This is a genomic window from Brevibacillus sp. JNUCC-41, from assembly GCF_014844095.1.
Lineage (GTDB): Bacteria > Bacillota > Bacilli > Bacillales > DSM-1321 > Peribacillus > Peribacillus aracenensis.
Genome location: NZ_CP062163.1, coordinates 1,465,608 through 1,479,793 on the forward strand (window position 1 = coordinate 1,465,608; position 14,186 = coordinate 1,479,793).

At 42.3% G+C, this 14,186-nt stretch carries 14 protein-coding genes and 1 tRNA gene; 1 reads left to right on the forward strand and 14 read right to left on the reverse strand.

What is annotated here, in order from left to right:
- Positions 1 to 29: 29 nt before the first annotated feature.
- From gpmI to JNUCC41_RS07375, 8 genes are all read right to left on the reverse strand, one after another.
- Positions 30 to 1,565, reverse strand: coding sequence for a 2,3-bisphosphoglycerate-independent phosphoglycerate mutase (gpmI, locus tag JNUCC41_RS07340; RefSeq protein WP_192207074.1), 1,536 nt, complete (start codon positions 1,563 to 1,565; stop codon positions 30 to 32).
- Positions 1,558 to 2,319, reverse strand: coding sequence for a triose-phosphate isomerase (gene tpiA, locus JNUCC41_RS07345; protein WP_106027029.1), 762 nt, complete (start codon positions 2,317 to 2,319; stop codon positions 1,558 to 1,560). The genes gpmI and tpiA overlap by 8 nt, the downstream gene beginning before the upstream one ends.
- A gap of 46 nt (positions 2,320 to 2,365) precedes the next feature.
- Complete coding sequence (locus tag JNUCC41_RS07350) at positions 2,366 to 3,550, reverse strand: phosphoglycerate kinase (protein WP_192207076.1); 1,185 nt, start codon at positions 3,548 to 3,550, stop codon at positions 2,366 to 2,368.
- Positions 3,551 to 3,797: 247 nt separating this feature from the next.
- Positions 3,798 to 4,805: a type I glyceraldehyde-3-phosphate dehydrogenase gene (gene gap, locus JNUCC41_RS07355; protein WP_076368241.1), complete on the reverse strand. Its 1,008-nt coding sequence runs from the start codon at positions 4,803 to 4,805 to the stop codon at positions 3,798 to 3,800.
- Positions 4,806 to 4,837: 32 nt separating this feature from the next.
- Entirely contained in the window at positions 4,838 to 5,872 is a 1,035-nt protein-coding gene (locus JNUCC41_RS07360) for a sugar-binding transcriptional regulator (protein ID WP_192207078.1), read from the reverse strand.
- Positions 5,873 to 6,011: 139 nt separating this feature from the next.
- Positions 6,012 to 6,263 carry a glutaredoxin family protein gene (locus JNUCC41_RS07365; RefSeq protein ID WP_192207080.1) on the reverse strand — a complete coding sequence of 84 codons (252 nt, stop codon included), beginning with the start codon at positions 6,261 to 6,263 and terminating at the stop codon, positions 6,012 to 6,014.
- Positions 6,264 to 6,268: 5 nt separating this feature from the next.
- Positions 6,269 to 7,606 (reverse strand): RNA polymerase factor sigma-54, encoded by a 1,338-nt coding sequence (gene rpoN, locus JNUCC41_RS07370; protein WP_311202557.1) that lies wholly within the window; start codon positions 7,604 to 7,606, stop codon positions 6,269 to 6,271.
- A gap of 317 nt (positions 7,607 to 7,923) precedes the next feature.
- A tRNA-Arg gene (locus tag JNUCC41_RS07375) sits at positions 7,924 to 7,995 on the reverse strand.
- 289 nt (positions 7,996 to 8,284) lie between these two features.
- On the opposite strand from JNUCC41_RS07375, the gene clpP reads away from it, so the two are divergent.
- Entirely contained in the window at positions 8,285 to 8,893 is a 609-nt protein-coding gene (clpP, locus tag JNUCC41_RS07380) for an ATP-dependent Clp endopeptidase proteolytic subunit ClpP (protein ID WP_063233960.1), read from the forward strand.
- 97 nt (positions 8,894 to 8,990) lie between these two features.
- On the opposite strand, the gene JNUCC41_RS07385 is transcribed toward clpP, so the two are convergent.
- The 6 genes from JNUCC41_RS07385 to trxB form a co-directional block, all read right to left on the reverse strand.
- A complete protein-coding gene (locus tag JNUCC41_RS07385) occupies positions 8,991 to 9,248 on the reverse strand; it encodes an HPr family phosphocarrier protein (RefSeq protein WP_048688029.1) in 258 nt (85 codons plus the stop codon).
- 20 nt (positions 9,249 to 9,268) lie between these two features.
- Positions 9,269 to 10,222 carry a DNA-binding protein WhiA gene (gene whiA, locus JNUCC41_RS07390; RefSeq protein ID WP_034309971.1) on the reverse strand — a complete coding sequence of 318 codons (954 nt, stop codon included), beginning with the start codon at positions 10,220 to 10,222 and terminating at the stop codon, positions 9,269 to 9,271.
- A 67-nt stretch (positions 10,223 to 10,289) separates the two neighbouring features.
- Positions 10,290 to 11,276, reverse strand: a complete 987-nt coding sequence (locus JNUCC41_RS07395) for a gluconeogenesis factor YvcK family protein (protein ID WP_192207082.1) — start codon at positions 11,274 to 11,276, stop codon at positions 10,290 to 10,292.
- Positions 11,266 to 12,165 (reverse strand): RNase adapter RapZ, encoded by a 900-nt coding sequence (gene rapZ / locus JNUCC41_RS07400; RefSeq protein ID WP_141992821.1) that lies wholly within the window; start codon positions 12,163 to 12,165, stop codon positions 11,266 to 11,268. Before rapZ ends, JNUCC41_RS07395 begins: the two co-directional genes overlap by 11 nt.
- Positions 12,166 to 12,207: 42 nt before the next feature.
- Positions 12,208 to 12,666 carry an NUDIX hydrolase gene (locus JNUCC41_RS07405; RefSeq protein WP_063233957.1) on the reverse strand — a complete coding sequence of 153 codons (459 nt, stop codon included), beginning with the start codon at positions 12,664 to 12,666 and terminating at the stop codon, positions 12,208 to 12,210.
- A 538-nt stretch (positions 12,667 to 13,204) separates the two neighbouring features.
- Positions 13,205 to 14,152 (reverse strand): thioredoxin-disulfide reductase, encoded by a 948-nt coding sequence (gene trxB / locus JNUCC41_RS07410; protein ID WP_192207083.1) that lies wholly within the window; start codon positions 14,150 to 14,152, stop codon positions 13,205 to 13,207.
- Positions 14,153 to 14,186 lie beyond the last annotated feature (34 nt).

Below are 14,186 nucleotides of genomic sequence, written 5' to 3' on the forward strand. Positions count from 1 at the left end.
ATAAATCTCTCCTTTTCCTATTCACAATTTTATTTAGATAATAGGGATTTCCCTGTCATTTCAACAGGTTTTTCGACTCCAAGCAAATCAAGCATCGTTGGAGCTAAATCGCCTAAGATACCACCTGTTCTTAATGTTACCTGATTTTTTGTGATAATGACAGGCACGGGATTCGTAGTATGGGCTGTCATGGGGTCGCCTTCAAGCGTTACGACTTCATCTGCATTCCCATGGTCAGCGGTAATGATTGCTGTACCGCCTTTTGAGACGATTAAATCGACAATCCTGCCTAGACATTCATCCACTGTTTCAATCGCTTTAATGGTAGGCTCAAGCATCCCTGAATGACCAACCATGTCCGGGTTGGCAAAATTCAAGAGAATGGCATCAAAACGGTCAGCCTCAATCTGTTCCACCAATGCATCCGTCACTTCATAAGCACTCATTTCCGGTTTTAAATCATATGTAGCGACTTTCGGAGAATTTATTAAAATCCTCTCTTCACCAGGAAACTTCTCTTCACGTCCGCCGCTCATGAAAAACGTCACATGCGGATATTTTTCAGTCTCAGCGATACGAAGCTGGGTAAGCTGGTTTTGGGAAAGTACTTCCCCTAATGTATTATCAAGATTTGTCGGATTAAATGCAACATATCCGTCAACTGTTTCTGAAAAATGTGTCAAACAGACAAAATGGAGATGCTTCGGATGTCCAGGACCGCGGTCAAATGAGCGAAAATCCTCATTCGTGAACGTATTGGAAATCTGGATCGCCCGATCTGGACGGAAGTTATAAAAGATTACGGCATCATCATTTTTAATCGTTGCCACCGGTTTACCGTCTTCCGCCGTTATGACCGAAGGTATCACGAACTCGTCAAAAATGCCGTGTTCGTAGGAATCCTCGACACATTCCATCGCAGAAGAGTAAGCAGGGCCATCACCATACACCATCGAACGGTAGGATTTTTCCACACGTTCCCAGCGCTTATCACGGTCCATCGAATAATATCTTCCGGATATGGTCGCAAACTGACCAACACCGATTTCCTTCATTTTCGCTTCCGCTTCCTTAATATAACCCTGCGCCGTTTTCGGTCCCACATCACGGCCATCTAAAAATGCATGTACATATACATTTTTAACTCCTTCTTTTGCGGCCAATTTCAGGAGGGCATACATATGATCAATATGACTGTGCACGCCGCCATCTGAAAGAAGACCGAAAAGATGAAGGTCCGTGCCTTTTTCCTTAGTATAGCTCATGGCATCGACCAAAGTTGGATTTTGTGCAAACTCGCCTTCACGGATAGCCAGGTTCACACGGGTCAGACTTTGATAAACGATCCGTCCTGCCCCGATATTCAAATGCCCCACTTCCGAGTTCCCCATTTGACCGGCAGGCAAGCCGACCGCTTCCCCGCTTGCCGTTAAATGGGAATGAGGATACTGTTCCCAATAACGGTCAAAGTTCGGTTTTTTCGCATGATAAACAGCATTTCCCTTTTCTTCGTTACGGCAGCCAAAACCGTCTAAGATAATAAGTGCCACAGGCGACTTACTCATAGTGACCAGCCTCCAGCAATTGTAAAAATGAATCGGATTTCAAACTTGCACCACCAACCAATGCACCATCTATATCAGGTTGTGCCATGTACTCTTTAATATTCTCAGGTTTTACACTGCCACCGTACTGAATGCGGATGGCTGCAGCTGCTTCATTTGAAAATTTGTCGGCAACAACTGAACGGATATGTGCACAAACTTCATTTGCATCTTGAGCAGATGACGATTTTCCTGTTCCAATCGCCCAAATCGGCTCATAAGCAATAACGGCTTGTTTCAATTGATCGTCAGATAATCCTGCCAAGCCTTTTTCAATTTGGCTGCCTACGAAATCATTCGTTTCGCCAGCTTCCCTTTGCTCAAGTGTTTCACCGCAGCATACGATCGGTGTCAACTTGTGGGCAAAAGCGGCATGAGCTTTTTTATTAACGGCTTCATCCGTTTCGTTGAACATTTCCCGGCGCTCGGAATGACCAAGTATGACGTAGGATACACCAAGATCAGCCAATGCGATTGGGCTGATTTCTCCTGTGAAAGCACCGCTTTCTTCAAAGTGCATGTTCTGCGCCCCAATTTTCACATCGGTTCCTTTTGCTGCTTGAACCAGCTGATCCAAAAATAAAGCTGGAGCACATACAACCGTATCGATTACATCTTGCTTCGGAATCAAATTGCTCACTTCTTCTAAAAAGGCAGTCGCTTCAGATAGTGTTTTATTCATTTTCCAGTTTCCTGCAATAATCGGTTTACGCATTTGGTTCCTCATCCCTTCTAAAGTTGAAATATGTAACGGATTGATCTTATTTATCGTTCAAGGCCACAACGCCAGGCAACTCTTTGCCTTCCATGAACTCAAGAGATGCACCGCCGCCAGTTGAAATATGGGACATCTTTTCTGCCAAGCCAAATTTTTCTGCAGCTGCGGCTGAATCCCCTCCGCCTACAATGCTGTACGTATCTTTCGCTTCCGCCAATGCTTCAGCAACCGTTCTCGTTCCATTCGCAAATTTATCGAACTCGAATACACCCATTGGTCCATTCCAAATGACAAGCTTAGAACTTTTGATCACATCCGCAAATAAATCACTTGTTTTTGGACCGATATCAAGAGCCATTTTATCATTTGGAATAGCATCGATATCGACATTCTCTGCCTCTGCATCAGGTGAAAATTCAGCTGTTACGACTGCATCGATAGGCAAATGAAGTTTTACGCCTTTTTCTTTTGCACTTTCGATGAAAGATTTGGCCAATTCTATTTTGTCTTCTTCCAATAAAGAATTACCGATTTCATGACCTTGCGCTTTAATGAATGTATAACCCAGACCACCACCAATGATCAAGTGATCGACTTTTTCCAAAAGGTTTTCGATAACGCCTATCTTATCCTTTACTTTTGCTCCGCCAATTATAGCTGTAAAAGGACGCTCCGGGTTCGATAGGGCTTTTCCTAGTACAGAAAGCTCTTTTTCCATCAGCAATCCGGCAACAGCTGGGAGATGGTGCGCTATTCCTTCAGTTGAAGCATGTGCACGATGCGCAGCTCCGAATGCATCGTTAACATAAACATCGGCCAGTGCAGCAAATGACTTCGCCAATTCTTGATCGTTCTTCTCTTCTCCTGGATAGAAACGAACGTTTTCCAACAACAGGATCTCGCCATTTTGCATGTTAGCAATGATTGATTGCACGTTCTCTCCATATGCTTCTTCTGCCTTTTGCACGTCTTTGCCACTAAGTTCGCTTAGTCTTTTTGCAACAGGTGCCAGACGCAATTCTTCAACGACTTGTCCTTTAGGACGGCCAAGGTGGCTGGCTAGGATGACTTTAGCCCCCTGTTCCGTCAGATAGGAAATCGTCGGCAGTGCTGCTTTGATTCTAGTATCGTCCGAAATCTCCCCGTCCTGCATCGGAACATTGAAATCAACACGGCAAAATACGCGTTTCCCCTTTAATTCAATATCTTTAATCGACTTTTTATTCATAATCCAAGAACCTCCTTAGATATTGTTATCATATTTTTGATTCTTTTAGTCAAAAAGGGAGAGGGCAAATTTCCCAACTCCCCTTTTCTCTTTTTCATTATAGTCGGTTTCCAGGAAATTATCCAAAAACAAGAAATGTAAACGCTTGACTGATTAATGACTTACTAATAATATCATCTTCTGCCAAGTTTTTTTAGAGGTGTGATAAAAAAAACCTCACCTTGGTGAGGTTTTTTTATTATTCTAATTACAATCCTTTTTTAGCCAAATAGTCGATCAAATCAACAACACGGCTAGAATATCCTGTTTCATTATCATACCAAGATAATACTTTAACCATGTTTCCTTCCATTACCATTGTGGAAAGGGCATCAATTGTAGATGATGATGGGTTACCGTTATAGTCAGTTGATACTAGCGGAAGTTCGCTGTACTCAAGGATTCCTTTTAATTCGCCTTCAGAAGCCTTTTTGAATGCTGCATTAACTTCTTCAACTGTTGTGTCTTTTTCAAGCTCTGCAACAAGGTCGACAACAGACACGTTTGGAGTAGGTACACGCATTGCCATACCATTCAACTTCCCTTTAAGTTCAGGAAGGACAAGTGCAACAGCTTTTGCTGCCCCAGTTGTTGTAGGAATGATATTCTCGGCAGCTGCACGTGCACGGCGGTAATCTTTATGAGGCAAATCAAGGATTTGCTGATCATTTGTATATGAGTGAACTGTAGTCATCATACCGCGTTTGATTCCGAATTGTTCATGAAGCACTTTAGCAAATGGAGCCAAGCAGTTCGTTGTACAAGAAGCATTAGAGATTACATGGTGGTTTGCTGCATCATATTTATCTTCATTTACACCCATGACAATCGTGATATCTTCATCAGATGCAGGAGCAGAAATGATTACTTTTTTCGCGCCCGCTTCTAAATGCTTAGCTGCATCTGCACGTTTTGTGAAACGTCCCGTAGATTCTACAACTACTTCTACTCCTAGTTCACCCCATGCTAATTGTGCAGGATCACGTTCAGCCAATACTTTTACTTTGTGACCATCAACAACAAGGTAATCCCCATCAACTGTTACTTTTTCATTAAGAGATCCATGAATTGTATCGTATTGAAGAAGGTGCGCTAACATATTAGCATCCGTTAAGTCGTTAATAGCAACAATCTCTACCCCTGGATTACTCAATGCTGCACGAAATACATTACGTCCAATACGTCCAAAACCATTAATACCAACTTTTACTGCCATGAAAAATTCCTCCTTTTAAGTTCGCAAATATATTAAGGGGTGTAATTCCCCTGAATTAACTCTTGTGCCGCCGCTTCATCCGTGATCAAAACGGTTGATGAAGGTGCGCCTTTCATGTAGGAGCGGATAGCCTTTGCTTTAGTTTTGCCACCTGCCACAGTTATCACTCGCTTTTCAGGGCTAAGGTCATCTAACTGAATGCCGACTGTCAAAACTTTATGAACAACTTTGCCGTTTTCATCGTAGTAATAACCGAATGCCTCTCCTACAGCATTTCCATCTAACAGCTTCTTTAACATTTCTGGAGAAGAATTTCTTCTCTCTGCCATCGCCATGGCATCACCGATTCCATGAATGATCATATCGGCAGATTTAATTTGGGAAATCACTTCTTTAATTGCAGGTTCCTTCTGAAACGAAGCATAAACCTCACCGCTTAATTGATCGGGTACATATAACACTCTGTATGAGGCCTGTGCCTTCTGTGCCATTTTTTCGACAATCGTATTGGCCTGATTCTGCACTGCTTCACCGATTCCCCCGCGGGCAGGGACAAACATCAATTTCTTCGACGCTTCATCAGGTGTCAACGAATTAGCCACTTCGGCCATTGTCGATCCGCCAGTAACCGCAATGATATTCTTTGAGTTCCATTCCCGTTTCATACGGTTTGCACAAGCTTTACCCAATTCTTTTTTCACCCATGGGGTCTCATCACAATTTCCTGAGACGATAATGACCTCATCCACTTGTAACAAATCCTGCAATTGCCGTTCCATTATGTCTATACCCATTACTTCACGCATTATTCCTTCTAACTTATCCAGGATTTCAATCCCTTCATCAGTCAGCGTCATGCCAGAGCTGAATATGTTAACCAGGTTCTGACTTTTCAGAAAATCAACCTCGCCTCTAAGCGTCCGTTCTGTCAAATTAAGGCTCACGGACAGACTGCGCCTTCCAACCGGCTGCATCATTTTGATATAACGCAGGATATCATATCTTTTTTGCATAACCAGAAGGAAATCCGGTAATAATTTTCTTTGTACCTCGAGTAATGTACGCATATATAAAACTCCTAAAAAGTTAAGTTGGACATTTAATGTCCCGCGTAGTCATTTTTTGTCCCACTTAAAACAAAAAAATATTCCTGCTACATATTTTATTCTAGCAGGAACGGAATGTTTCTTCAAATGATTTGAAATATTATTTTTCCAAAAGCCTATTTAGAGCTGATTTATCAACACTTCCGAATTGAACGATATCATCTTTCCATTCTACGACAGGAATCATCAGCCCGAATTTCTCTAGCAAATCATCATCGGTATGGATATCGATTTCCTTATAGCCTATGCCCGACTCTGCCTTCACTTCTTCAAGTACCTGCTTGGCTTTATCACATAACGGGCATTTATCCCTACTATATAAAACAAACGCATTTGACTCCAAACCACTCATCCTTTTCAATCATATCTTTTTCGTTTTGATGAAGAAGGGATCCCTAATTGTTCCCGGTATTTGGCAACGGTTCGGCGTGCCAGGATAATTCCATGCTCTTCTTTCAACCGTTCTGCCAGATCTTGATCCGAAAGCGGCTTTTGTTTATTTTCCCCATTGATGGCTGCCTGCAGGCTCTTTTTTGCTTGCATGCCCGACATATCCTCATCAAGGCCGACTGATTGTAAAGAAGTGGTGAAAAATATCCGCATCTCTATCGTGCCAAATGGTGTCTGCACGTATTTCCCTTTAACCGCCCGGCTTACAGTGGACTCATGTATACCAAGTTCATCAGCTATTTCTTTCATCGTCATCGGCTTCAAATAGTTCAGGCCATGATGAAAGCACGCCGGCTGTTTTTCGACGATGCACTGAATGACCTTCAATATAGTTTCCTTTCTTTGTTGGATCCCTCTGGAGATCCATTGGTATTCCTGCCACTTATCCTGGATAAACCGTTGGACTCCCTGATCCTTATGGCTCTTCATTCGGTTTAAATACCCTTTATCCACATTAAGATTGGGTGTGTTACCATCATAATTCCCGACAAGCAGCATGCCGTCCCGAACTTCCACGACAACATCCGGCACTATATAAGAAGGCTTTTCCTGAAAAAAGAGTGAAGCCGGACGCGGGTTCAACGTCTGGACATAATCAAAGACTTCTTGAATCTCCTTCATTGTAACACCGATTTTCTTACTGAGATCTTTCCAGCGCTTTTCAGCAAAATCGAGGAAATGATTTTCTATGATCGATTCCGCCAGCAGGTTCTCCCCTTCTGCTTTCACCTGAAGCAAAAGGCATTCTTGAAGGTTTCTCGCCCCAATGCCATGCGGCTCGAGTTCCTGTAAGAACGAGAGACTCTCTTCCAAAGCGGCCGGAGATATGCCTGGGACGCATATATCATCCAGCTGTGTCCTTAAGTAACCGTTTTCATCAAGGTTATGAATTAATAGCAGCATTGCCTTCTGCTGCTCACCTGAAAACTGCTGGTGATTCACCTGGGACATGATATGCTGTTCAAGCGATAAAGTATCTTCACTGATCTGTTCAATCCAATAGTTGGCATCATACGTATTTTTAAGAGTCCGTTTACCCTTTTTCCGGTCAAAAGTTGGCTGAAATAAAGAAGCTGTTGGCTGATCTATGGACAGTAATGGATTCTCCACCATTTTATTTTCTAAAAAAGCCGATAGCTCCTGCGAGGAGTATTGCAGCAATGTAATAGCTTGCATAAGCTCCTGGGTCATTGCCATCTTTAATGTTTGCTGTTGAAAAAGTCCTGCCTTCATATTCATACTCATCGATTCATCCCTCCCCCACTCCATTTTACATTATCAGGAGAAAATTCTACACAAAAACCCATGAAAACGCTTACGATTTTTTTCTGAATAGTTTATTTGTTTTAAATACTATATGTTAGAAATGCAAATTTAACAACTACTTTTATTGAAAAATCACCATTTTTCAATAGTGCGGGCGAATATTTTCAAGACGGGAATGACATTACAGGATTCGATGGAATATTACGGAAAACGAGTGAATTCGCCAAAAATCTCGGGGAACCGCTTAAAAATGCCCAATAAAAAATCCCCCACTTTATTAAGCAGAAGATTGGTAATGCCCTCGGCAGGAATCGAACCTGCATTTCAAGCTTCGGAGGCTTGCGTTCTATCCGTTGCACTACGAGGGCGTAACAGAAAATATTTTTTCAACAGACTTCATTATATGATAGAATCCCCTTCTTTGCAAGGGTTATCAGGTTTAAAACTTTGACTTTTGGGTATTATGGGTAATATGGAAATTCATCCCTGTACGGCATAATAGATAAAGTAATCTATCGGGAAGGAGCCTTAGCCAGAAAATTGTCGAACAAATTATTCATTATAGGATTTGTTTTGTTTGACCTAAATTGACCAAAAAGTGTATCATACATACATAAAGAATTTAAATGATTCTCTTAATCGAAGGAGGAAATGAACATGAATTTAATTCCTACAGTTATCGAACAAACAAGTCGTGGGGAGCGCGCCTACGATATTTACTCCCGTTTATTAAAAGACCGGATCATTATGCTAGGAAGTGCAATTGACGATAATGTTTCCAACTCTATTGTTGCTCAATTACTATTTTTAGAAGCGGAAAATCCTGAAAAAGATATCACTCTATACATCAACAGCCCTGGCGGAAGCATCACTTCCGGTATGGCCATTTACGATACTATGCAATATATCAAACCAAATGTATCCACAGTATGCATCGGTATGGCCGCTTCCATGGGCGCTTTCCTATTGGCTGCTGGCGAAAAAGGCAAACGTTATGCGTTGCCAAACAGTGAAGTCATGATTCACCAACCGCTTGGAGGAGCTCAAGGTCAAGCTACGGAAATTGAAATTGCTGCCCGCCGTATCCTTCACTTGAAAGATAAACTGAACCAAATCCTGGCAGAACGCACTGGTCAACCTATTGAAGTCCTTCAAAGAGATACGGAGCGTGATAACTTCATGACTTCCGAAAGAGCTCTTGAATATGGCTTGATTGACAAAGTCATCACGCGCAGCATCCTTGATGACAAAAAAGACTCTAAATGATTATGCAACAAAAGGCTCCGGAGATCGCCTCAAGCGACTTCCGGAGCCTTTTTTACATGATAAAAGAAAAGGATGCACCTTTAGGCATCCTTTTCTTTTAACCTTCTTGCTGAACGAACTCTTCCAATGCCTCTAACGCTTCTTTTTCATCGCGTCCTTCGACAATCAACTTCACGGACACGCCAGAACTGATGGCAAGGCTCATTAACCCCATTATACTTTTTGCATTCACTTTCTTTCCTTCTTTTTCAAGAAAAACATCTGAATGAAAGCGGTTAGCTTCTTGTACAAAAAGAGCCGCCGGCCGCGCTTGCAAACCCGTCTTCAATTTAACCTCAACTTGTTTTTCCACCATCTTGATCTCCCCTGTTAGCTTTATTTTTTCGCAGCAATAGCCTCTCCCCCACGGAGTCTGTCAGCTATTTCATCAATCTTTCGTAATCGGTGATTAATCCCGGACTTACTGATGGTTCCCCCGGATACCATTTCCCCAAGTTCCTTTAAGGTTATATCCTGAAACGCTATCCTAAGCTCCGCAATTTCCCGAAGCTTATCCGGTAATATGCTTAGCCCTACCGTATCCTCAATATAATGGATATTTTCGACCTGGCGCAATGAGGCCCCGATCGTTTTGTTCAAATTGGCTGTTTCACAATTCACAAGCCGATTCACTGAATTACGCATATCACGGACAATCCGTACATCCTCGAACCTTAATAAAGCTGAATGGGCGCCAACTATGCTTAAAAACTCGGCAATTTTTTCGGCTTCTTTCAAATAAATGATGTACCCTTTCTTGCGTTCAAGTGTCTTGGCTTTCAAGCCAAACTTATTCATTAGCTCACATAGGGCATCATTGTGCTCTTTATAAAGTGAGAAAATCTCGAGGTGATAGGAAGACGTTTCCGGATTATTTACCGAACCCCCCGCAAGGAATGCACCTCTCAGATAAGAACGCTTACAGCATTTCTTCCCAACAATAGTATCGGATATATCATGGAGAATTTCAAAGCCATCGCCTAAAATTTCCAAATCGGTTAAAACCCGCTGCCCTCCGGATGACATCCTTACAATATATACATTATTCTTTTTAAGCTTCATCTTTTTACGGACCAACAGCTCGACCTGGACCTCATAACTTTTTTTCAGCAGCGTATAAATCCTTCTGGCAATCGCAGCATTTTCAGTTTGAATATCCACAACAAGCTTCCGATTAGAAAATGAAAGGGATCCGTTCATCCGGATAAGCGCACACAATTCCGCCTTACCGCAGCAATCCTTTCCCTCTAATGTAGTAAGCTCTTTTTTCGTTTCTGAAGCAAAAGACATCCATTTCACCCCCAATCGAACGCAGGTAATCTATTTTTATCAATCAAAAAACCGGCCCCGCTTATATCTACGGTATTATGGGGCTTTTAGTTTCATTTATAAGCATGCTATAAAGCAAATCCGCCACTTTTTTCGTGTCATGGCGTATTACATTCCCCTCATAGCTGAAAATGCGTTCTTGTATAATTTCAAGACCCATCCGTTTTAAACTTTCCACATCATACATGACCGGTTTGGCATATTCAGCTTGATAGCGTTGCTGAATCTCGGTTGGTATTTCTTCATTGTTAACAAGTATCCTGTCAATATATGCATTCCCCATATGGTCATATATCGCTTTTATATGATCGCTCGCACTATAATCCAGCGTCTCGCCAGCTTGTGTCATCAAATTGCAAATGTACACCTTTTTAGCCTTGGAACGGGCAACCTCTTCTCCTAGGCCAGGGACAAGTAAGTTAGGCAGAATGCTAGTATATAGACTTCCTGGACCTATGACAATAAGATCTGCCTGCTTGATTTCCTGGAGAGTTTCACTGAGCGGCTTTATATGATGAGGAGACAGAAAAACTTTTTTTATTTTCTTTCCTGAGAAGGGGATCTTGGATTCTCCTGTAACAATCGTTCCGTCATCCATCTCCGCATGGAGAACCACACTTTGGTTGGCAGCCGGAAGCACTTTACCGCGGACATTAAGGAATTTGCTCATTTCCTGGATCGCATGGACGAAATCGCCTGTCAACGAAGTCATTGCCGCCAGTATCAAATTCCCCAGCGAATGCCCGGACAACTCATTTTTACTCTGAAAGCGATGTTGAAACATTTGTTCAACAAGGGGCTCTACATCCGATAATGCAGCCAGCACGTTACGAATATCACCCGGAGCGGGGATATCCATATCCTCGCGAAGGCGGCCTGAACTGCCACCATCATCAGCTACCGTAACGATTGCCGTAATATCCACTGGATGCTTCTTTAACCCTCTCAGTAAAACGGGCAGGCCGGTTCCCCCTCCAATGATCACAACCTTAGGTTGTTTCTTATTATTTAACATCTGCTTTCCCCTTACTTTTCTCGATATCGCGATGTGATACTTGAACCCTGTAATCCTTTTTGAAGTGGTTTGAAATATACTCCGTCAACGCTACCGAACGGTGCTGACCGCCTGTACAACCAATCGCAACAACAAGCTGTGCCTTCCCTTCACGTTTATAATATGGAAGCATGAATGCAAGCAGATCGGTCACTTTTTCCAAGAATTTTTGCGTCTCGCTCCATTTTAAAACGTAACTCGACACTTCCTGTTCCAAGCCAGTCCTTGGTCTCATATGGTCAATATAATATGGATTTGGCAGGAAACGTACATCAAACACTAGGTCGGCATCTATGGGCAGACCATGCTTGAACCCGAACGACATGACATTGACTGTAAAGCCGACACTTTTATCGGCAGAAAATTCCGAAGCGATTTTCTCCCTCAATTCGCGCGGTTTCAGTTGGGAAGTATTAAAGATCAATTGAGCCCTTCCCTTCAATTCGTCCAAAAGTTCCCGTTCCATTTTAATGCCTTCCAATGGCCGTCCTAATGGAGCAAGTGGGTGGGTCCTTCTCGTTTCCTTATATCTGCGTACCAAGGAATCATCATCAGCTTCAAGAAAAAGGATTCTTGGTGATACTGCAGCTGTATCCGTTAAATTATCCAGTGCAAGAAATAAGGAATCAAAAAACTCCCTCCCCCTTAAATCCATGACAAGGGCCACTTTATTCATCTTATTCCCGGAGTCCTTCATTAACTCCAAAAACTTTGGCAATAACGTGGGCGGCAAATTATCGACGCAAAAAAATCCGAGGTCTTCAAAACTTTGAACCGCCACTGTCTTACCCGCTCCGGACATTCCGGTAATGATGACCAATTGCGTTTCACTCATCTGCCCTGTACTCATAGTTTCTCCGCCCCCATGTATATCTTTTTTTATATTTAAAAATTAACCTGGATCCAATCGGTAAGAAAGCAGCTTAAATTCAGGCGTATAGGTAAATGTTCCATAGATGATCCCACTTCCATGAACCATATAGTCCAGGATGTGAAAATCACCTTCAGCCATCATCAGCTTTTTAACATCTTCAACCGGATGCCAGCTAAGCTCCCCTTCTTCACAAACATCCACATTTACACCATCGGAATCCGTTGCAAAGAAAGTGAACATCATCCATTCTGACAAAACTTTATCTCCGTCCTTCATAATGAAGGTGAAAATGCCTTTGATGGAAGGGTTTTTTAAATAAACACCCGTTTCTTCGCGATATTCCCTAATGCAGGCATCGCGTACAGATTCCCCAGGTTCCATCTTGCCGCCTGGAGCTACCCACCATCCGCGTCTAGGCTTTTTCAATAAGAGGATTTGATTATCTTTTATCAATACACAGTTTGTGACACGTTGCACGTTCTTCACCTCAATTGGCTCTGCTCGACTATAGAAACCTTCCCCTCCATGTTGAAGGGATTCAGTTTATATTCTTAAACCGCCGCTAGATATCCATTTGGCGATTTACAAATGCTAATAGTTCAAACAAGTTGTATTTTTCATCTTCTTACCATTATGAAAGATTATGTTTAGTATATCTTATCATTATACTATTTTTGAAATGAGCTAACAATAAAGTAAACTTCCTGCATTGGGGGAATATTCATTCGCAAAAAATCACATAGGTAAGTCTTTATCCTGCTTAACTCCTATTCTTCTCCACTTTCGCTGCCTAAATGCAAAGGGCTAGCTTATTCCGCATTAAAAACCCCTAAAAATTGGAACCAAAGATATAGTCTCAAAGCAGGAAAACAAAAAAAAGACACAGAAACTTAATCTGTGTCCTTAAACGTTTATAATTAAAGGGGGTCAACTTCTACCCATACTATACCCAATAATTATTTCACGCGTGTTACAACGTCGTTAAAACGGAATTACGATTTTATATTCTTGAAAATCAAGCCTTTGGCTGCAATTTTTCTTGAAGTTCCTCAACAAAATGCTGAGCGGATTGAGCGGCAATGCTTCCATCGCCTGTAGCTGTAACGATCTGGCGCAATGTTTTTTCACGAACGTCACCAGCAGCAAAAATACCAGGGACGCGTGTTTCCATCCGATCATTCGTTTCAATATAGCCTGTGGAATTCAAGATGCCCAAGCCCTCAAATGGTTTAGTTAGCGGAAGCATTCCGATATAAATGAATACACCGTCTGCGTCCATCACTGTCTCTTCTCCGTTTTCAGTGGAAACTAGAGTGACACCGCCGACTTTGCCGCCTTTTTCATTGATTTCCTTCAAAGTATGATTCCAGATGAAGTCAATTTTTTCATTGGCAAATGCACGATCTTGAAGAATCTTTTGAGCACGAAGTTCGTCACGTCTGTGTACGATCGTCACTTTTGAGGCGAAACGGGTTAAGTACACACCCTCTTCAACAGCAGAGTCTCCGCCGCCGATAACGAACAGTTCTTTTTGCTTGAAGAAAGCACCATCACAAACGGCACAATACGATACACCGCGGCCGCCCAATTCTTTTTCGCCTGAAACGCCGATTTTCTTGTATTCGGCACCAGATGAAATGATGATTGAACGTGCTTTGAATTCCTTGGAACCGGATTTGATCGTTTTATACTCTTCACCGTCAATGATTTCTTTAACATCCCCATAGGCATACTCCGCACCGAATTTCTTTGCATGGTCAAACATTTTCGTTGAAAGTTCAGGTCCGAGTATCGTGTCGAATCCAGGATAATTTTCCACTTCCTCAGTATTTGCCATTTGCCCGCCCGGTACTCCGCGTTCCAACATCAATGTTGAGAGGTTCGCACGTGATGTATAGACAGCCGCCGTCATCCCTGCAGGACCAGCTCCAATAATAACAACGTCATAAATTTTTTCAGACATGTTTTCACTCCTCCATATTCCATTACAAATGGAA

Excerpts from the sequence above, each read along its gene's own strand:
- gpmI (WP_192207074.1), bottom strand. The coding sequence starts at position 1,565 with ATGAGTAAGTCGCCTGTGGCACTTATTATCTTAGACGGTTTTGGCTGC.
- tpiA (WP_106027029.1), bottom strand. The coding sequence starts at position 2,319 with ATGCGTAAACCGATTATTGCAGGAAACTGGAAAATGAATAAAACACTA.
- JNUCC41_RS07350 (WP_192207076.1), bottom strand. The coding sequence starts at position 3,550 with ATGAATAAAAAGTCGATTAAAGATATTGAATTAAAGGGGAAACGCGTA.
- gap (WP_076368241.1), bottom strand. The coding sequence starts at position 4,805 with ATGGCAGTAAAAGTTGGTATTAATGGTTTTGGACGTATTGGACGTAAT.
- JNUCC41_RS07360 (WP_192207078.1), bottom strand. The coding sequence starts at position 5,872 with ATGCGTACATTACTCGAGGTACAAAGAAAATTATTACCGGATTTCCTT.
- JNUCC41_RS07365 (WP_192207080.1), bottom strand. The coding sequence starts at position 6,263 with ATGAGTGGTTTGGAGTCAAATGCGTTTGTTTTATATAGTAGGGATAAA.
- rpoN (WP_311202557.1), bottom strand. The coding sequence starts at position 7,606 with ATGAGTATGAATATGAAGGCAGGACTTTTTCAACAGCAAACATTAAAG.
- clpP (WP_063233960.1), top strand. The coding sequence starts at position 8,285 with ATGAATTTAATTCCTACAGTTATCGAACAAACAAGTCGTGGGGAGCGC.
- JNUCC41_RS07385 (WP_048688029.1), bottom strand. The coding sequence starts at position 9,248 with ATGGTGGAAAAACAAGTTGAGGTTAAATTGAAGACGGGTTTGCAAGCG.
- whiA (WP_034309971.1), bottom strand. The coding sequence starts at position 10,222 with ATGTCTTTTGCTTCAGAAACGAAAAAAGAGCTTACTACATTAGAGGGA.
- JNUCC41_RS07395 (WP_192207082.1), bottom strand. The coding sequence starts at position 11,276 with ATGTTAAATAATAAGAAACAACCTAAGGTTGTGATCATTGGAGGGGGA.
- rapZ (WP_141992821.1), bottom strand. The coding sequence starts at position 12,165 with ATGAGTACAGGGCAGATGAGTGAAACGCAATTGGTCATCATTACCGGA.
- trxB (WP_192207083.1), bottom strand. The coding sequence starts at position 14,152 with ATGTCTGAAAAAATTTATGACGTTGTTATTATTGGAGCTGGTCCTGCA.